The 18,171-nt window shown below is 43.2% G+C and carries 17 protein-coding genes; 11 read left to right on the forward strand and 6 right to left on the reverse strand.

Annotation, left to right across the window (positions count from 1 at the left end; translation table 11 throughout):
* The first annotated feature begins 5 nt into the window (after nt 1-5).
* Nucleotides 6-1,136, forward strand: coding sequence for a sodium ion-translocating decarboxylase subunit beta (locus AC1HJP_RS01245; RefSeq protein WP_138479187.1), 1,131 nt, complete (start codon nt 6-8; stop codon nt 1,134-1,136).
* Nucleotides 1,137-1,480: 344 nt separating this feature from the next.
* Here the strand turns inward: AC1HJP_RS01245 and AC1HJP_RS01250 are convergent, their stop codons facing one another.
* The gene (locus tag AC1HJP_RS01250) at nt 1,481-1,663 is read right to left on the reverse strand and encodes a hypothetical protein (RefSeq protein WP_480359808.1); all 183 of its coding nucleotides are present in this window, start codon (nt 1,661-1,663) and stop codon (nt 1,481-1,483) included.
* A 194-nt stretch (nt 1,664-1,857) separates the two neighbouring features.
* On the opposite strand from AC1HJP_RS01250, the gene AC1HJP_RS01255 reads away from it, so the two are divergent.
* Nucleotides 1,858-2,448: a DUF938 domain-containing protein gene (locus AC1HJP_RS01255; protein WP_480359810.1), complete on the forward strand. Its 591-nt coding sequence runs from the start codon at nt 1,858-1,860 to the stop codon at nt 2,446-2,448.
* Here AC1HJP_RS01255 and AC1HJP_RS01260 read toward each other — a convergent pair.
* Entirely contained in the window at nt 2,428-3,555 is a 1,128-nt protein-coding gene (locus AC1HJP_RS01260; RefSeq protein ID WP_480359811.1) for a GNAT family N-acetyltransferase, read from the reverse strand. The genes AC1HJP_RS01255 and AC1HJP_RS01260 overlap by 21 nt on opposite strands.
* Nucleotides 3,556-4,026: 471 nt before the next feature.
* Here AC1HJP_RS01260 and AC1HJP_RS01265 point away from each other — a divergent pair, with 471 nt between their 5' ends.
* From AC1HJP_RS01265 to AC1HJP_RS01300, 8 genes are all read left to right on the forward strand, one after another.
* Nucleotides 4,027-4,236, forward strand: coding sequence for a cold-shock protein (locus AC1HJP_RS01265; protein WP_058031834.1), 210 nt, complete (start codon nt 4,027-4,029; stop codon nt 4,234-4,236).
* A 595-nt stretch (nt 4,237-4,831) separates the two neighbouring features.
* Nucleotides 4,832-5,491 (forward strand): GntR family transcriptional regulator, encoded by a 660-nt coding sequence (locus AC1HJP_RS01270; protein ID WP_480359813.1) that lies wholly within the window; start codon nt 4,832-4,834, stop codon nt 5,489-5,491.
* Between the two features lie 58 nt (nt 5,492-5,549).
* Nucleotides 5,550-6,428 carry a methylisocitrate lyase gene (prpB, locus tag AC1HJP_RS01275; protein ID WP_480360250.1) on the forward strand — a complete coding sequence of 293 codons (879 nt, stop codon included), beginning with the start codon at nt 5,550-5,552 and terminating at the stop codon, nt 6,426-6,428.
* A gap of 84 nt (nt 6,429-6,512) precedes the next feature.
* Nucleotides 6,513-7,634 (forward strand): bifunctional 2-methylcitrate synthase/citrate synthase, encoded by a 1,122-nt coding sequence (gene prpC / locus AC1HJP_RS01280; protein WP_480359815.1) that lies wholly within the window; start codon nt 6,513-6,515, stop codon nt 7,632-7,634.
* A gap of 213 nt (nt 7,635-7,847) precedes the next feature.
* Nucleotides 7,848-10,439, forward strand: coding sequence for a Fe/S-dependent 2-methylisocitrate dehydratase AcnD (gene acnD, locus AC1HJP_RS01285; RefSeq protein ID WP_480359817.1), 2,592 nt, complete (start codon nt 7,848-7,850; stop codon nt 10,437-10,439).
* Nucleotides 10,440-10,486: 47 nt separating this feature from the next.
* Nucleotides 10,487-11,659, forward strand: coding sequence for a 2-methylaconitate cis-trans isomerase PrpF (gene prpF, locus AC1HJP_RS01290; RefSeq protein WP_480359819.1), 1,173 nt, complete (start codon nt 10,487-10,489; stop codon nt 11,657-11,659).
* Between the two features lie 130 nt (nt 11,660-11,789).
* Nucleotides 11,790-12,383 (forward strand): LysE family translocator, encoded by a 594-nt coding sequence (locus AC1HJP_RS01295; RefSeq protein ID WP_480359821.1) that lies wholly within the window; start codon nt 11,790-11,792, stop codon nt 12,381-12,383.
* A gap of 274 nt (nt 12,384-12,657) precedes the next feature.
* Nucleotides 12,658-13,122 (forward strand): nuclear transport factor 2 family protein, encoded by a 465-nt coding sequence (locus tag AC1HJP_RS01300; protein WP_480359823.1) that lies wholly within the window; start codon nt 12,658-12,660, stop codon nt 13,120-13,122.
* Nucleotides 13,123-13,216: 94 nt separating this feature from the next.
* On the opposite strand, the gene AC1HJP_RS01305 is transcribed toward AC1HJP_RS01300, so the two are convergent.
* The gene (locus AC1HJP_RS01305; protein ID WP_480359825.1) at nt 13,217-13,765 is read right to left on the reverse strand and encodes a mechanosensitive ion channel domain-containing protein; all 549 of its coding nucleotides are present in this window, start codon (nt 13,763-13,765) and stop codon (nt 13,217-13,219) included.
* Between the two features lie 59 nt (nt 13,766-13,824).
* The gene (locus tag AC1HJP_RS01310) at nt 13,825-14,133 is read right to left on the reverse strand and encodes a DUF952 domain-containing protein (RefSeq protein WP_480359827.1); all 309 of its coding nucleotides are present in this window, start codon (nt 14,131-14,133) and stop codon (nt 13,825-13,827) included.
* Nucleotides 14,134-14,334: 201 nt separating this feature from the next.
* Here AC1HJP_RS01310 and AC1HJP_RS01315 point away from each other — a divergent pair, with 201 nt between their 5' ends.
* The gene (locus AC1HJP_RS01315) at nt 14,335-15,369 is read left to right on the forward strand and encodes a Kelch repeat-containing protein (protein ID WP_480359829.1); all 1,035 of its coding nucleotides are present in this window, start codon (nt 14,335-14,337) and stop codon (nt 15,367-15,369) included.
* Between the two features lie 61 nt (nt 15,370-15,430).
* Here AC1HJP_RS01315 and AC1HJP_RS01320 read toward each other — a convergent pair whose 3' ends face one another.
* The gene (locus AC1HJP_RS01320; RefSeq protein WP_480359831.1) at nt 15,431-16,792 is read right to left on the reverse strand and encodes a sensor histidine kinase; all 1,362 of its coding nucleotides are present in this window, start codon (nt 16,790-16,792) and stop codon (nt 15,431-15,433) included.
* Nucleotides 16,725-18,095 (reverse strand): sigma-54-dependent transcriptional regulator, encoded by a 1,371-nt coding sequence (locus AC1HJP_RS01325; RefSeq protein ID WP_480359833.1) that lies wholly within the window; start codon nt 18,093-18,095, stop codon nt 16,725-16,727. The genes AC1HJP_RS01320 and AC1HJP_RS01325 overlap by 68 nt, the downstream gene beginning before the upstream one ends.
* Nucleotides 18,096-18,171: the final 76 nt, after the last annotated feature.

Raw genomic sequence — 18,171 nt, forward strand, 5'->3', positions numbered from 1 at the left:
GTCACATGGACGGGTTGTTAAATTTATGGCAAGCAACGGGCCTTGCCAACTTTACCGTGCCAGCTCTAGTCATGATGGCGGTGGGCTGTGGTTTACTCTACCTTGCTATAGCAAAAGGGTTTGAACCTTTACTCCTTGTACCAATTGGTTTTGGTGCAATCTTAACGAATATTCCAGTTGCAGGCTTAGCAGAGCCAGGTGGCTTGTTGTACTACGTTTACTATATCGGAATTGATAGTGGTGTTTTTCCTCTGTTGATATTTATGGGCGTGGGCGCGATGACAGACTTTAGTGCACTTATTGCAAACCCACGTATGTTATTACTGGGGGCTGCAGCGCAGTTTGGTATTTTCGCGACACTATTTGGCGCTATTGCGCTGAATTTTGTGCCGGGCTTTGAGTTTACCCTACAGGATGCTTCAGCAATTGCCATCATTGGTGGTGCAGATGGCCCAACAGCTATTTTCTTAGCCTCAAAGCTCGCACCAGAGCTTTTGGGCGCGATTGCGGTAGCTGCATATTCTTATATGGCATTAGTACCAATCATTCAGCCGCCGATCATGCGTGCACTGACATCTGAAGAGGACAGAAAGATTGAAATGCCACAACTACGCCATGTGACAAAGCGTGAGAAAATTATTTTCCCACTGGCGGTACTTGGTTTAGCGATTATGTTCTTACCATCAGCATCGCCGCTGGTTGGCATGTTCTGTTTAGGTAACTTAATGCGTGAGTGTGGTGTGGTCGATAGACTGAGTAACACAGCACAGAACGAGCTTATCAATATCGTAACTATTTTCTTAGGCTTAGCGGTGGGTTCTAAGTTATCAGCAACTGAATTCTTAACCGTTGAGACGTTAGGTATTTTAGTACTTGGTGCCTTGGCTTTCTCAATTGGTACAGCGTCGGGTGTATTTATGGCGAAAATTATGAATAAGTTCTCGAAGCATCCTATTAATCCACTTGTCGGCGCGGCAGGGGTATCAGCGGTACCAATGGCGGCACGTGTAGTGAACAAAGTGGGCCTAGAGAATAACCCGCATAACTTCTTGTTAATGCACGCAATGGGGCCAAATGTAGCGGGTGTATTAGGTAGTGCCGTTGCGGCAGGTATTCTTCTAGCACTTGTTGGCTAATCTTTATTTGGTAGTAATAAATTTCTTCCAACCTAAATGCGCAGCCAATTGGCTGCGCTTTTTTTATGAAGGTTAATATTAGGGCGTGTTTATCTTTGAGGTATGAATTTTGTTCAAATCAAAGGCTTTCAATACACGAAATGAGCTACGAAGCATAATGGGTTATGTGAGTGGCGAATGACAAAGTAGTGGAAGCCTTTGGTTGAACTCTCCGAGCAGCGCGAGTTGGTCATTTATTCGGCGTTATCGACTGACTTACATAGAACAACTATGCTACGCAGCCTCTGCCTGGCCTAAATACCCAACTCACTGCTGCAAAAACAAACAGCAAAGGTCAACACGCCCTAGTTATAACCATACAAAAAGTTTTGCTCTGTATGTTCTTTCTCTTGCTCTTCAAGCTGCATAAGATTTGCGACTTCTTGTTTGTAAGACTTACTTTTCTTTAAGTCTTCTTCGTTACTTTCTTTAATGACGCCTTGGCTCTTTAATTCACATGGCATTTGGGTGATTTCTGAAATCTTCATCTTATCTCTCCTCGAGTTGCACGCTTTGAAGTATTGGTATTTCTGTGTAGTTTGTTTAGCAGAAGTTGTACCAAGAAAAACTTATGTAGACACTTTAAGTAGTTATAGAAAAGATTTATTGATCTCGCTTGCTATTTCTTAAATTAATTGCATCAATAGCGGGCAGTGAAAGATCAATTTAGTGCAAAACAACCATGACAAAGCCATATTCTCAAGCATGTGAAAACAATAAAGACCCAATTCTAAGTAATATAAGAGCATATTTAACGGGTAAAGAAAGGATTTTAGAAATAGGAAGTGGCACCGGGCAGCACGCTGTGCATTTTGCAAAGCATCTTCCGAATATAATTTGGCAAACGGCAGATCAAGCCATGCATCATGAAGGTATTAACGCATGGTTAGATGAGGCTAACCTGAATAATTTAATTATGCCTATGACACTAGATTTAAATCATGATTGGCCTGTGACTGAAAAGTACGATGCAATTTACACTGCGAACACGCTTCATATTGTGTCTGAGCCTTTGGTTGAGAAGCTAATTATCGGCGCGGCTAAACACAGCCAAGCGAAAAGTCATTTATTCATTTATGGCCCTTTTAACTACAATGGCCAGTTTACCAGTGAAAGCAATCAAGGCTTCGATGCCATGTTAAGGGCAAGAGACCCTCACAGTGGTATTCGAGACCAAGAGTGGGTTGTGTCTTTGGCGAATAAACAAGGTTTTGAGTTAGCTCAAGACCATGAAATGCCAGCGAATAATCGACTATTGGTGTTTAAACGGTAACTTAGCTTCACATTCAATAAAGTACTGCTGTAAGGCTTGGGTTTCTCTTTCGCAATAGTCTTGTAGCGCGATTTTAAATTCAGGCCTAAACAAGGTGTGGTAAGAGTGACGCCAAACAGGTTCAAAACCTCGGGCTAGCTTATGCTCGCCTTGCGCACCGGCATCAAAAGTGGTGATGCCTTCTTTTATCGCAAGTTCAATACCTTGGTAATAACATAACTCAAAATGCAGTGAGTCATATTGCGGCTCAATTGCCCCCCAATAGCGGCCGTATAAGGTATCACCTGAAATAAAATAAAGGCTTGTGGCAACAATATCATCGCTCTTGAACGCGCAGCATAAGCGAACGGTATGCGGTAAGCTTTTTATTATCAAGGCGAAAAATTCGCGATTTAAATAGCCATTATGGCCCGAGCGCTTTAAATAAGTCAGACGGTAACTTAAATAAAAGGCATCGAGTAATGCCTCATTAATCTCATCGCCTGAGAACCAGTGTATGGTTAAACTCTGTTGTTGTACTTTTAATCGCTCTTTACTGATCATTTTTCGCTTTCGAGCATTAAGTGCTGATAAAAAGTCACTGAAGCTTTGATAGCCTTTATTTTGCCAGTGAAATTGCACATTGCGTCTTGGGATCAATGTAGTATTGCCAAAGTGTGCATGCTCAGATAAAAAATTAAGATGAATGCCGCTGAGACCATTTTCACCAAACTTCAGTAAAGTCGATTCTATATAACTTATTAATTCAGGTGTGATGTGCTTGCAAAGAATGCGAGGGCCTTTCACAGGAGTAAAAGGCACACCACACAGCCATTTAGGATAATACTCTAGCCCATATCTTTCATAGGCTTCAGCAAACGCCCAATCAAAGACGTATTCACCATAAGAGTGGTCTTTTAAATAGCCAGGTAAGATAGCCACAATATGATCGCTTTGTTTAATGACAAGATGCTGAGGCTGCCAGCCAGTTTGTTTGCTTACACACTCACTGATTTCCAATGCGCTGAGCCAAGCATAACTGGAAAATACATGGTCATTTGTCAATGAGTTCCAAGTATGCTCCGAGATATTTGAAATAGAGTCTATAAAGTCATGCTGGTAGGTCATTGGATATACAAAAATTAAGGCTACTCTAAGGGCATGATATCAGATTTTAATTTACCTTAAACAGACTGTAACAACTCAATTCATAACAGGTCTAGATATGTTTTCGTTCGAAAAGTGAGCAGTTTTTAAGTCTGGTCAATCAACACAATTTAATATTCTGTTTAATTGAACGGTACATAACTATATTGATTTATATACAATAATGTTGCATGTAAGCGTATGCCTTATGCTGTGTGAGAGATCTACCTGTAATTAAAAATTAATCATTTTTTGACCTAAAATCGTTTGACTTAGCTTGAGAGGGCTTTACTATGAAGACAGACAAAAATTTGTCAGTGTTTATAAATTTCCACCACGTTATTGTATGAGTCATACTTGTAGTACCGTCCTGAAGTTTTTAAGTACCGTCTAGTTTTTGCTCTATGCGCCCACAAGGGCATAGTTAATTTTAAAGATCAGGATATACATATTATGTCTAATACAGTTACTGGTACCGTTAAGTGGTTTAACGAGTCAAAAGGTTTTGGTTTCATTGCACAAGAAAATGGTCCAGATGTTTTCGCACACTTCAGCGCTATCAAAGGTGACGGTTTCCGCACTCTAGTTGAAGGTCAGAAAGTAGAGTTCACATTAGCTACAGGTCAAAAAGGCCCACAAGCTGAGAACATCACTGTACTTTAAGTGTTAATCACTTAACAAGAAAGCAAGCACTAGCTTGCTTTTTTTATGTGTAGTGCAAAATACACGTTGCGAAGCAAGGTTATTTTTGCGCAAGGGCGAAACGCGTCTTGAGGCTTGCGAGTGCGCGCAGCAAGACTAGCGTTGAGCGTGAGGCCTAATCGTGCAAAATATACGTCGCGAAGCAAGGTTAGTTTTGCGCAAGGTGAATTAAGCAGTTTTAAAAAGTGCCAAGACATTTTCAGGCTACATGGAAGTATTACAACTCAACTCTTATCAAGACCGAAACGAAGTTTCGCAGCACGAGGAGGTGAGAGTATGGATACCCGATGGGCTTAGCTACATATATGTAAAACAACACCGAGCCTAATCTCTCATAATTAGAACACTAGAAAGTAACTCTGGTTATAAAGCTACTCCCCAACAAAAAATTCTTCATCTATAACCTAGTCTATACACGACACCCCCCCAACATTCACCAAATTTATAAACACTATATCTAAATATTGTCGACAATCTTGTCGTTTCTAGGTTGACGCGCACGTAAACCACTACTATATTGTCTACAACTTATTAAACACGGCTTTTAAGATTTACTATGTCGATTTTTCAAGAAAATGCTGTAACAGCCTCAGATAAAGCGTTTTTTCGCTTAAGGAAAGAGATTGTTGAAGGTGTTATTCCAGCAGCATCGAAATTAAGTGAAACCGAGTTGTCGACAAAATATGAAGTAAGCCGTGCAGTTGTTCGAGAAGCAATAAACCGTTTAGAAAGCTGTCACTTGGTTGAACGAAAAGCCAATGTGGGTGCGCGTGTGGTGGCATTAAGCCCTGAGGGGTTAATCGAGCTTTACCAAGTTCGTGAGTCACTTGAAGGCATGGCGGCACGTCTTGCTGCAGCTAATATGTCTGATGACGAAGTAGCTGAGCTAAAGCAGTTACTAAATAGCCAGTCAGAAAATATCAAAACCACAGAGCGCTATTATCAAGAAGCGGGCGATTTAGATTTTCATTACCGCATTATTCTCGGCAGCAAAAATAATCATTTAATTAATATGCTGGTCAATGGCCTATATCACTTAGTGCGTATGTATCGCGTGCAGTTAGGTATGGCGGGTCCTCGTGTGAGTACCGCTTTTGATGAGCATAAACATATAGTGCAAGCCATCAGCAATCGCGACCCAGAGTTGGCCGAAATGCTGATGCGTCGACACATTATGTATTCAAAAAATAATATCGAAGCCAAGCTGAACCAGTGAGCTTCGTAAACTCATTTTCAGGATAACCAGAGAGATCATCAAGATGACAACAGGAACTATCAGTGCGGGTAAAAAATTCCGCGATGCATTAAAAGCCAATCAGCCACTACAGATCGTGGGCACAATTAATGCCTACAGCGCAATGATGGCAAAGAAAATCGGCCACCAAGCAATTTATTTATCAGGTGGTGGTGTTGCAAATGCCTCTTATGGTCTTCCTGATTTAGGCATGACTTCTCTAAATGACGTTATTGTTGACGTACAACGTATTACTTCAGCATGTGACTTACCTCTGATGGTTGATATCGACACGGGTTGGGGTGGTGCATTCAATATCGCAAAAACGGTTCGTGATATGGAAAAAGCCGGTGCAGCAGCTGTGCATATGGAAGACCAAGTTGCGCAAAAACGTTGTGGTCACCGTCCAAACAAAGAGATCGTTTCAACAGAAGAAATGGTTGACCGTATTAAAGCGGCAGTCGATGCGCGTACTGATCCTGATTTCTTTATCATGGCGCGTACAGATTCATTCGCACAAGAAGGCCTAGAAGCCGCGATTGAGCGTGCAAAAGCTTATGTTGCTGCGGGTGCGGATGGCATTTTTGCAGAAGCAGTACAAACGGAAGAGCACTACCGTGCATTTAGCGAAGCGCTAGATGTGCCAATTTTAGCGAACATCACAGAATTTGGTAAAACAGAGCTTTGGAACAAAGAAGAGCTTGGTGAGTGGGGCGTAGATATGGTGCTTTACCCATTAAGTGCATTCCGTGCAATGAACAAAGCTGCTGAATTGGTTTATCAAAGCATTTTACAAAACGGCGATCAAAAAGCTGTCATCGATACCATGCAAACTCGTATGGATCTTTATGATTACCTTGGCTATCACGACTACGAGCAGAAGCTCGATGCGTTATTCGCCGAAGGCAAAAATAAGTAGCAGTAATTTTGAAGTGCAGGCAACGAACCTGCACTCAGCACATATCAATACCCAGCAGGTAAAAATAATTCAGGAGACAACATCATGGCAAAAGTACTAAGCGGTGCAGGCCTACGCGGACAAGTAGCGGGTAAAACAGCATTATCAACAGTAGGTAAATCGGGTTCTGGCCTAACTTACCGTGGTTACGACGTAAAAGACTTAGCTGAAAAGTGTCAGTTTGAAGAAGTGGCGCACCTTATCTTAAAAGGTCACCTACCAACGCAAGCAGAGCTAGATGCATATAAAGGCAAGCTACGTGCGATGCGCGGTCTGCCACAAGCCCTTAAAGATGTACTAGAGCGTATTCCAGCAGATGCACACCCAATGGATGTGTTACGTACGGGTTGTTCAATGTTAGGTAACCTTGAAGGTGAAGCGACATTTGATGAGCAACAACAAGTGACAGATCGCATGCTAGCGGTTTTCCCAAGTATCATTTGTTACTGGTACCGTTTTAGCCATGATGGTGTGCGTGTTGACGTTGAAACAGACGATGATTCAATCGGTGGTCACTTCCTGACAATGCTGCACGGCGAAAAAGCAAAAGAATTACACGAGCAAGTTATGCATGTATCTTTAATTCTTTATGCAGAGCATGAGTTTAATGCTTCAACGTTCACAGCGCGCGTTTGTGCATCAACGCTGTCTGACATGCATTCATGTGTAACGGGTGCGATTGGTTCACTTCGTGGTCCACTACACGGTGGTGCGAACGAAGCGGCGATGGAACTAATCGAAGGCTTTACTTCACCAGATCATGCAGAAGCTGAAATGATGGGTAAACTTGAGCGTAAAGAGAAGATCATGGGCTTCGGTCACGCGATTTACTCAGAATCAGATCCTCGTAACGAAATCATCAAAGGCTGGTCTGAAAAGCTAGCGGCAGATGTAGGTGACGACGTACTTTACCCTGTATCAGTACGTTGTGAAGAAGTTATGTGGCGTGAGAAGAAGCTTTTCTGTAACGCTGATTTCTTCCATGCATCAGCTTATAACTTCATGGGTATTCCGACTAAGTTGTTCACGCCTATCTTCGTGATGTCTCGTCTAACGGGCTGGGCTGCACACGTGATGGAACAGCGTGCTGACAACCGTATTATCCGTCCTTCTGCGGAATATACAGGTGAAGAGCTACGTCCTGTAACGCCAATTTCAGAGCGTTAATTTAAAGTTTGAGTGACAAAGGCCGACTTTGTCACTCGCTACCGTCACTCAAACTTAAGCCAAGAGCTTGAGTTTTACCCTATGGATTTCATATTTCACGTAGGCGGCAATCGAATGAGTTCCATGAGCATAGTTTACCTATGTGATTGGGCGAAAGAGGCAGCCAACACCCGTGTAATTTGAAAGACGACGGGATAAAAAAGTCAGAAAATTATGAATACCAAATACCGTAAAATCTTACCCAACTCTCAACTTGCTTATTACGATACCCGTGAAGCTGTTGATGCCATTAAACCGGGCGCATATGCCACACTCCCTTACACATCGCGTGTACTTGCAGAAAACTTAGTTCGCCGTTGTGAACCAGAAAAGCTAGACGCAAGTTTGTCACAGCTAATTGACCGCAAACGCGACTTAGATTTCCCTTGGTTCCCAGCACGTGTTGTCTGTCACGATATCTTGGGTCAAACCGCCCTTGTTGACCTTGCCGGCTTACGTGATGCGATTGCTGCTAAAGGTGGCGATCCTTCTAAAGTAAACCCTGTGGTTCCGACTCAGCTTATCGTTGACCACTCGTTGGCGGTTGAGCACGCTGGTTTTGAACAAGATGCATTCGAGAAAAACCGTGCCATTGAAGACCGTCGTAACGAAGATCGCTTCCATTTTATTAACTGGACAAAGACCGCATTTAAAAACGTTGACGTTATCCAACCGGGTAACGGCATCATGCATCAAATCAACCTAGAGAAAATGTCGCCGGTTATTCATGCGCGTGACGGTGTAGCATTCCCTGATACATTGGTTGGTACCGATAGTCACACACCACATGTTGATGCACTCGGTGTAATCGCAGTAGGTGTAGGTGGTCTTGAAGCCGAAAGCGTCATGCTAGGTCGTGCTTCTTATATGCGTCTACCAGATATTGTCGGTGTTGAACTGACAGGTAAAGCACAACCGGGCATTACCGCAACTGATATCGTATTAGCAATCACTGAATTCTTAAGAGCTGAAAAAGTAGTCGGCGCTTACTTAGAGTTTTATGGTGAAGGTGCGGCAAGTTTAACGCTTGGTGACCGTGCAACCATCTCAAACATGACACCAGAATATGGTGCAACGGCGGCGATGTTCTACATCGATCAGCACACCATCGATTACTTAAAAATTACAGGTCGTGACGACGAGCAAGTTCAGCTTGTTGAAAACTACGCAAAGGAAACTGGTCTTTGGGCTGACAGCCTAGAAACCGCTGAATACGAGCGCGTTTTAACGTTTGATTTATCAACGGTTGGTCGTAATATCGCAGGCCCTTCTAACCCACATCGTCGAGTATCTACTTCAGAACTTGCTGCAGCGGGTATTGCAGGCACAGTTGAAAACGAAGAAGGCAAAATGCCAGATGGTGCGGTGATCATCGCAGCAATCACCAGCTGTACTAATACTTCTAACCCGCGCAACGTAATTGCTGCTGGTCTACTTGCGCGTAATGCCAATGCAAAAGGCTTAACTCGTAAGCCTTGGGTTAAATCATCTCTGGCGCCGGGTTCTAAGACGGTAAAAATGTATCTTGAAGATGCAGAGTTATTACCAGAACTAGAGCAACTTGGTTTTGGTGTTGTGGCATTTGCTTGTACGACTTGTAACGGTATGAGTGGTGCGTTAGACCCGAAAATCCAACAAGAGATTATCGACCGCGATTTATATTCTACAGCGGTACTTTCGGGTAACCGTAACTTCGATGGTCGTATTCACCCGTATGCAAAACAAGCTTTCTTAGCATCTCCACCATTGGTTGTTGCGTATGCGATTGCCGGTAGTATTCGTTTTGACATCGAAAAAGATGTACTTGGTCATGACCAAAACGGTAACCCAGTTACCCTAAAAGACTTGTGGCCAACGGATGAAGAGATCGATGCAGTTATCGCAAAAAGCGTGAAGCCAGAGCAATTCCGCCAAGTATATGAGCCGATGTTTGACTTAAACGTCGATTATGGTGAGAAGAACGACCCGCTTTATGACTGGCGCGAAATGAGTACTTATATTCGCCGCCCACCATATTGGGAAGGCGCATTAGCCGCTGAGCGTACCATGAAAGGCATGCGTCCACTTGCCGTACTAGGTGACAATATCACTACCGACCACCTATCACCTTCAAATGCGATTTTAGCAAGCAGCGCTGCGGGTGAATATTTGGCGAAAATGGGTCTGCCAGAAGAAGACTTTAACTCATACGCAACCCACCGCGGCGACCACTTAACGGCGCAGCGTGCAACCTTTGCAAACCCGAAACTGTTTAATGAAATGGTTTTAGACGAAAACGGTGAAGTAAAACAAGGTTCACTGGCGCGTATTGAGCCAGAAGGCAAAGTAACGCGCATGTGGGAAGCCATCGAAACCTACATGGAACGCAAACAGCCATTGATCATTGTGGCAGGTGCGGACTATGGTCAGGGCTCATCACGTGACTGGGCAGCCAAAGGCGTGCGTTTAGCAGGTGTTGAAGTGATTGCGGCAGAAGGTTTTGAGCGTATTCACCGTACTAACCTAATTGGTATGGGTGTATTACCTCTGCAATTCGAAGCCGGTACAACCCGTAAAACACTGGGTCTTGATGGTACTGAAACCTATGACGTTATTGGTGAGCCAAGCCCGGGTGCAACATTAACTTTATTGGTTAATCGTCAAAACGGCGAGCGTGTTGAAGTGTCTATGCTATGTCGCCTTGATACTGCGGAAGAAGTATCAATTTACGCGGCTGGCGGTGTTCTTCAAAGATTCGCACAAGACTTTTTAGAAGCTAATAATTAATAAATAAGCGAATGAGGCTTTCTCATTCGCTTTTGAAGGATTTTTAAATGGCTTTCAAACCACAAATTAAAGTGCCAGCAACTTATATGCGTGGCGGCACCAGTAAAGGCGTTTTTTTCAACCTTGCTGACTTACCCGCTGCAGCACAAGTTGCAGGCGAAGCACGTGACAATTTATTGCTGCGCGTGATTGGCAGCCCTGATCCATATGCAAAACACACCGATGGTATGGGCGGTGCAACGTCAAGCACCAGTAAAACAGTGATTTTGGCAAAAAGTGACGTGCCTGATCACGATGTAGATTACCTATTTGGTCAGGTTGCGATTGATAAGCCTTTTATCGATTGGAGCGGAAACTGCGGTAACTTAACCGCTGCGGTAGGCGCATTTGCGATCAGTAACGGCCTAGTTGACGCCGAACGTGTTCCTGAAAACGGCATTGCGGTTGTTCGCATTTGGCAAGCTAATATCAAAAAAACCATTATTGCGCATATTCCTATGACCAATGGTGAAGTTCAAGAAACCGGTGATTTTGAGCTCGATGGCGTGACTTTCCCTGCAGCCGAAGTGGTGGTTGAGTTTATGGACCCAGCTGACGGCGAAGGCGATATGTTCCCATCTGGTAACTTAATTGACAGCCTTGAAGTGCCGGGTATTGGTACTTTCCCTGTGACCATGATCAACGCGGGTATTCCGACCCTATTTTTCAATGCAGAAGATTTAGGGTACACAGGCACAGAGTTACAAGAAGCCATCAACAGCGATGCAGCCGTGCTTGAACGCTTTGAAACCATTCGCGCCCATGGTGCAGTGAAAATGGGTTTGATCAAAGATATCGAAGAAGCAAAAGTGCGTCAGCATACACCTAAAATTGCCTTTGCCGCACCTGCCCAGGCTTATACCGCCTCAAGTGGTAAAGCGATTGCTGAGTCTGATATCGATGTGTGTGTTCGTGCACTTTCTATGGGCAAGCTTCACCACGCTATGATGGGCACAGCGGCCGTTGCTATTGCGACTGCTGCTGCAATTCCTGGCACCATAGTGAATTTGGCTGCTGGTGGTGTTGAGCGTGAAAGTGTCACTTTTGGTCACCCATCAGGCACATTAAAAGTCGGTGCTGCTGCAAAACTTGTTGATGGTAAATGGCTCGCTGAAAAAGCGGTCATGAGCCGAAGCGCACGAGTGCTAATGGAAGGCTCAGTACGCGTACCGCAAGACTAGGTTAATTCGAACTCAAGTTAATTTAAGCAAATTGTTCATGAGTTGTGATACTCCCAAGGCCCGAGAGGGCCTTTTTTAATGGCTGAATCACTCCGTATTTATATTTTCAAAGTAAAGGGATTAGGAATAAATGATAGAAGCAGTTACCACCCTCGCACTCACTACCGCACTTTTATTGGGCTCGCCCGGCCCTGCACCGCTTGCCCTAGCAGGTGTCGGTGCCAGTTTTGGTTTTAAGCAAGGTTTAGGGTTTCTTGCCGGTATTCTACTCGGCTTGCTGGTGGCGATTTGTTTAGTTGCATTGGGGTTAGGCAGCTTGTTTGAGCAATTCCCGACGGCGAAACTCATTTGCCAAGGTATCGCAACCGCTTACTTAATTTATGTGGCGTACAAGATCGCGAGTAATACCAGCGGTATTGAGCAAAGAGCCGGCGCAGCACCAAGCTTTAAAGATGGCTTTATATTAAATTTAATCAACCCAAAAGCTTACGCCGCGTTTCTTGCTATTTTTGCAAACTTTATGATCCCAGCAAGTTCTCCTGTTTACAGTGCCATGTTAACTGCTACGGTCAGCTTTATTGTAGCCGTCATCGTTGATGGATTATGGATGGCAATTGGCAGTAAACTCAGACCCTTTTTTGCAAAACCTGAGCAAGCAAAATGGCTGAGGATTGCGTTTGCATTGCTGTTATTAGCGAGCATTGGCGCGTCTTATTTTCTTTAAGTTTTCACACCAAGCTTTTGTTGAAGGAAACACACAAATTGTTACTTATTAGTCGTTTACATAGTAAGCAGGGTGAGAGAGGCTAATACCAATCCGCAATAACACTTAATCATTTTGAGGGATTAAACCTGATGATAGCTGCGTTAAAGATTTCTCATTTAGAACAACTAAATAACGAAATATTTGCCTTGCTACCAACAAGGTTTTCTTGCCTCAAAATAGACTACTTAGTTAAGCGGACTGGTATAAGAGCAGAACTTCCAAGGAATCACCGATGTTGAATTTAAAATCTAGTCTACAAGTCATTGCGTTTGCAGCCGTTGTGTCTTTCTCTGGCGCAAGTAATGCAAAAGCCACCTTTAATGCTGAGCATAACGATATCGTTAAAACGGTAAACAGTTACTTTAAAGGTATCGCAGAGTCAGATGACGCCTTAATCGCGCAAGCTTTTGAGCTAGAAAATGGTCATATAAAGTCTATCGTGACAGATAAAGAAACTGGCAAGCAAAGTATTCGCAGTCAAACCTTAGGTGACTTTGCCAAGATATTTAAGCAGCCAACTAAAGACCATTGGCAAGCCCATATTCTATCAATTGACGTGGTTGATCAGCAGATGGCCATGGTTAAGTTGAATTTCGAAACATCAAAAACCCATTACATAGATTATTTGGTGCTTTATAAATTCAATGATGCATGGAAAATCGTGAACAAGACCTTTGTAGCCAAGCCTAAAGGTTAGTTTGTTTTTATAGAGCAATACGTTTCATTATGAATGAAGTATTAGTGTGGTGAACAACAAAGTTGTTCACCACACTAATTTCTCAACGGGTTAATTAGCTTTTAGAATCAACCGACTCTTTATCTTCAAGCTTTTGTTCTGAACTCGTCGGTTCTTTAACTTCTACTTTCTTTGGGTTTTTAATCACCCCTTTTTGCAGAATCAGTGTATTTGGATAGGTGATCAGTTCATCTTCACGGCGAATAAGTACATGAAACAGCGAAATCTCTTCAATAACACCTGAAATATCGTCGTCTTTGTCCATGACCTTAATTCTGTCGCCAACGCGATATGGAAAGCCGAAGAAGATGATCAAACTCGCTGTGATATTACTTAAAATCGACCACTGCGCAAAAAGTGCCACACCTAATACAGCAAACACTGATGACATAAATAACGCAACTTGCGAATAGGCAAGTCCAGAAATACTCACTATCAGGGGGATAATAAACAGCAGCGCAACGATATAAATGGTTTTACTGATGTATTTTATACGGAAAATGCTGACGCCTTTTTTATTGCCATAACGATGGATCAAAGTGTCGATAAATTTTAGTGAAAGAAAAAAGCCCAAAATAATGAGCGCGATCGTTAAGGTTTTCATGTTATTCCTAAACTTGTTTTAAAAATATGAAGCTGGCAAATACGTTACTACTGTACAGCTTAAATCTCAGTGACTTCAATAATCGCATCGGTATTAAGCTGGCCATAAATATGAGGAAATAACCCAAGCTCTGGATTGTTCGTTGCGCCTTCATATTTGACTTCAGGTTTGGTGAGACTTGGGTCTACTTTCAACAATGATAAAGGGCCTTGGTCTTTATAAAATCGCGCTAGTACATAATTAATTTGTGACTCAGAACACGCATGAATAAAGCCCTCAGTGTCAATTGAAGGCGTGCTGTAAAAAGCTTTACTGAGTGTTACAGCCACCTGCTCTGTCGGCAAAATTAAGTAAATAGCATCTTGCATTATAAAGTTCCTCATTCTGTAATTGACGAGATTGTACCTTAGAGTTTGCATTCATTGAGATCTGTTTTCTAAATTTCGCTCTATAATCATTTAGATGAAAGAATTCTGTATGACAAATTTGGACGTTGGACCCAAATCAATGCATTGACGGTTAAGTTTGTGATAATCATGTATGAACAGATCAGAAACGAAGGAGTTTTAGTGAGGCTTTTAAACAATTTAGTTCTGTTAACTTGCATGCTAGTAGGCGCAAAGTCATTAGCGGCTGACTCGCCTCCGCCTTCACAACCAAAGTGGAAGCCCGCGCCAGACTTACCCGTTACTTTTCAAGAGGTCTATCCTGCCGTGTTTATGGATAGGGTGTTCATTGGCGGTGGTTTTACTAAAACAGATTCTGACAGTTTTTATGGTTTAGGACCGACACGAAAGGTATTTATTCTAAATCCCGCTGAGCAATTTTGGGAAAAAGCACCTGACTTACCTGAGTCTCGACATCACTTGGGGATGACGAGCAATATTCATTATGTATATGCCATCGGTGGTTTTACCGGTCCTAAAGAGGATGCGTGGCAGCCACAGCGGGCTGTGTATCGTCTAGACAGCAGAAAGAGCCGCTGGATGAGTGCGTCGTCTTTACCAATTCCTATGGCTGAGTCTGTTTATGTAAATGTAGGTAAAAATATACATGTGATTGGCGGGAAAACCCGTAAACGAGGCGAGAAGCAAAATATCGACACCAACGCCCACTATGTGCTGGTGAATAACGCATATTGGCGCAAAGCCAAACCCGCACCGACAGCCCGTGCTTCTGCGGCAGGAGCGGTGGTTGGCAATGATATTTATGTAATTGGAGGCCGAACTGGCGGTGAAAACCGACAGAACTTAGACACTGTTGAAGTATATGACACCCAAACTGAAACTTGGCAAACTCGCGCTCCTTTACCGATTGCTGCGGCAGGCCTTGCTGCTGCCGTGATTGATGGCAAGATTATCGTCTCTGGCGGCGAAGCCTTTTCAAACACTGGCAATTGGCAAGATGGCAAAGTGTTTAACTCAGTGTTTATGTATGACCCTAACATTGACGAGTGGCAGGAGCTTGAACCCTTACCGACTCCGCGTCATGGTCACGGTAAAGTGAGCCTAAACGGAGAAGTATATGTGCTCGGAGGCGCTGCTAAAATTGGTCCGCAAGAAACCTTATCAAGCACTTTGATTTATCAGCCAACACAAGACTGATTAAAAGCAAAAAGCGTTAGAGTCTTCTAACGCTTTTGATTCAGGCTCTTCTTAGAAGCTATTATAAAACCAGTGTAAAGCTCGCCCCTTCACCTACTTCAGATGCCACTTTTATACGCCCTTTATGACGATGAATAATTTGCTGACTAAGGGCTAAGCCTATACCGGAGCCCTTAGATTTAGTGGTAAAGAAAGGCACGAAGATCTTCTCAAGTGCACTGGGTTCGATGCCATCGCCGTTATCTTGTATGGCAATTTCGCATTTTCCATAGCGGTTAATACTCGCAGTGATGTTCACTGCTTTCTCATTTTTTTGACTCAGCTTTAAGGCATCTAGGGCATTGGTGATTAAGTTAACCAGTACTTGCTCAAGCATCTTTTTATCGCCTGAGACAGTTAAGTTTTCGGGCTCAATCGATATCGTTAAAGCGATATTAGCCTCATCAAATTGTGGTTTCACGAGTGGTTGTAAATCATCAAACAGGTTTTGCACTAAAATTGGCTTTAGCTCTAAATGAGGAATATGCGTGAGCTTACGATAGTCTTCAATAAACCCAAGTAAGGATTGGCTGCGAATACCAATGGCGTTCAGGCTTTGTAAGTAGTCGTTAACTAAGTCTTGGTCATCTATTTGGTTTGCAAGTTGCTGCTCTGTGATGGTCGCCAGAGTGTTTGAGAGCGAATAAATTGGGGCAACAGAGTTACCAATTTCGTGAATTAATACACGAATAAGCTTTTGCCACGAATCCATTTGCGTACTTTCTATTTGCTCTGAAATGGCAGTAAATAGCCAAAGCTCGTAGCGATTATTATGATAATTAAAGGCGAAGTATTTAAACAACATGTCGTCTTCGACACTGGCACCTTGTTTGGTTTGTTCAAGAATAGGCTTTGCGCTTAGGAGTTCTTTTGCATCGCTAAACGTTCGAATATCTAGGCTTCGCTTAGCGGTATTGTTACACACTACTACGTCTTGCTGATTTTTGATGAGAATAACCCCAGCATCAATGTGTTGTAGCATGGTCTCAAAAATAGCGACTTGCTCTGCTTGTTTGAATTTATCTTCTTGTACTTTTTTGATCAGGTCATTGCAGATTTGTTGCTCTTTGGCACCTAAAGTGTGGGTTTCACTGAGGCGAAAACTGCTATCTTGATATTTCAGTGCGTTGATGACTTCGTTGAATTGCTGTTGCTGTTTGGCAAAAAGTTTGAGTGTTAGGGCTGCAAATAGGGCTGAACCAAATAAAGCCAAAATGCTGAGCAAAGTGGCATGGCTGAATGCAACACCATAGAGCCCTATACAGGCAAAGCCGACCGCTAAAACAAAGTAACCCAACACCGCTGCGCTGTTTTTATTAAACACCGTATTTCTCCATTTTGCGATATAACGACGCACGGGTGATACCGAGTGCTTTAGCTGCATGGCTGATGTTGCCTTTAAAGTCTGCAATGGCTCGCTCTATGGTCATTTGTTCAATGTCAGCAAGATTATAGGTGTCGAACTGGGCAGCACCGCTTTGCGTCTCTTGGCTGGACATGAGCTGAAATTGCAGTTGCTCACCGTCTGACAAAATTACCGAGCGCTCAACTAAATGCTGTAATTCACGAATATTGCCCGGCCACTCATAGGCAAGTAACTGCGCCATGGTTTTATCGCTCACTGTTTTATGGCCTAGCTTGTACTTTTTACAGTAAAGATCGGCATAAAATTCTATCAGCAAAGGAATATCTTGCGGTCTGTCGCGCAGTGCTGGCAGTGTGATCTCGACGGTATTGATGCGATACAACAAGTCTTGTCTGAACGAACCTTCACGCACCATGTCGTATAAATTCATGTTGGTCGCGGTGATCAAACGAATATCGACCGAAATTTCTTTGCTACCGCCAACAGGGGTGATCACGCGGTTTTGAATAGCAGTTAATAGCTTGCCTTGTAATTCGAGCGGAATATTACCAATTTCATCTAAAAAGAGAGTGCCGGTGTCGGCCAACTCAAAGCGACCTTGCTTGTTTTCTTTGGCATCGGTGAATGCGCCTTTGGCATGACCAAATAGCTCACTTTCAAATAACGAGCTGGCAATGGTGCCCATATCAACCGATAAAAAGGTATCGTTGGCCCGCAGTGATTGTTTATGAAACTCTCGGGCGATAACTTCTTTACCTGTGCCGCTTTCACCTAAAATCAGTACATTGGCATCGGTCTTTGCGGCTTTTTCGAGAGTTGTGAACACTTGCTCCATGGCAGGGCTTTTGGCAATGAGGTTCTCAAATGGACGATTTTGATCTGCCAAAGACAGCGCCGCGATCTGGTTCAGTTTTTTGCTTTTTTGGCGCTGTGCGCTTAAGTCGATACAGTTCGCCACGGTGGCCAGTAGTTTTTCGTTTTGCCAAGGTTTAAGCACAAAATCACTGGCCCCTTGTTTGATGGCATCCACTGCCATCGACATATCTCCAAAGGCTGTAAATAGCACCACAACAGCGTCTTCGTCTATGGCTTTGATTTGCTTTAACCAGTAAAAACCCTCGGCACCTGAGGTTGATTCTCGGGTGAAATTCATATCGAGTAAGATAAGAGAAAAAGACTCTTTCTCCATGGCGTCACTGATGTTATGTGGGTTATCTAGCGTGACAACACGTTTGTAGTGTTGTTTTAATAACATCTTTGTGGCAATTAAGATCTCGGCGTTGTCATCAACCACCAAAATCGACTTATCAATTACAGCCATGGCGTCTTTCCTTACTTTCAAAGTGTACGATATCGTACACCAAGTGTTTTAAAGTTTTACACTTTTATCTGTGTTA

The sequence above is a fragment of the Pseudoalteromonas sp. NFXS53 genome, assembly GCF_056629255.1.

Excerpts from the sequence above, each read along its gene's own strand:
- AC1HJP_RS01320 (WP_480359831.1), bottom strand. The coding sequence starts at position 16,792 with ATGCAGCTAAAGCACTCGGTATCACCCGTGCGTCGTTATATCGCAAAA.
- prpF (WP_480359819.1), top strand. The coding sequence starts at position 10,487 with ATGGCTTTCAAACCACAAATTAAAGTGCCAGCAACTTATATGCGTGGC.
- AC1HJP_RS01325 (WP_480359833.1), bottom strand. The coding sequence starts at position 18,095 with ATGGCTGTAATTGATAAGTCGATTTTGGTGGTTGATGACAACGCCGAG.
- AC1HJP_RS01310 (WP_480359827.1), bottom strand. The coding sequence starts at position 14,133 with ATGCAAGATGCTATTTACTTAATTTTGCCGACAGAGCAGGTGGCTGTA.
- AC1HJP_RS01250 (WP_480359808.1), bottom strand. The coding sequence starts at position 1,663 with ATGAAGATTTCAGAAATCACCCAAATGCCATGTGAATTAAAGAGCCAA.
- AC1HJP_RS01255 (WP_480359810.1), top strand. The coding sequence starts at position 1,858 with ATGACAAAGCCATATTCTCAAGCATGTGAAAACAATAAAGACCCAATT.
- AC1HJP_RS01305 (WP_480359825.1), bottom strand. The coding sequence starts at position 13,765 with ATGAAAACCTTAACGATCGCGCTCATTATTTTGGGCTTTTTTCTTTCA.
- AC1HJP_RS01270 (WP_480359813.1), top strand. The coding sequence starts at position 4,832 with ATGTCGATTTTTCAAGAAAATGCTGTAACAGCCTCAGATAAAGCGTTT.
- prpC (WP_480359815.1), top strand. The coding sequence starts at position 6,513 with ATGGCAAAAGTACTAAGCGGTGCAGGCCTACGCGGACAAGTAGCGGGT.
- AC1HJP_RS01245 (WP_138479187.1), top strand. The coding sequence starts at position 6 with ATGGACGGGTTGTTAAATTTATGGCAAGCAACGGGCCTTGCCAACTTT.
- AC1HJP_RS01260 (WP_480359811.1), bottom strand. The coding sequence starts at position 3,555 with ATGACCTACCAGCATGACTTTATAGACTCTATTTCAAATATCTCGGAG.
- acnD (WP_480359817.1), top strand. The coding sequence starts at position 7,848 with ATGAATACCAAATACCGTAAAATCTTACCCAACTCTCAACTTGCTTAT.
- AC1HJP_RS01265 (WP_058031834.1), top strand. The coding sequence starts at position 4,027 with ATGTCTAATACAGTTACTGGTACCGTTAAGTGGTTTAACGAGTCAAAA.
- AC1HJP_RS01300 (WP_480359823.1), top strand. The coding sequence starts at position 12,658 with ATGTTGAATTTAAAATCTAGTCTACAAGTCATTGCGTTTGCAGCCGTT.
- AC1HJP_RS01295 (WP_480359821.1), top strand. The coding sequence starts at position 11,790 with ATGATAGAAGCAGTTACCACCCTCGCACTCACTACCGCACTTTTATTG.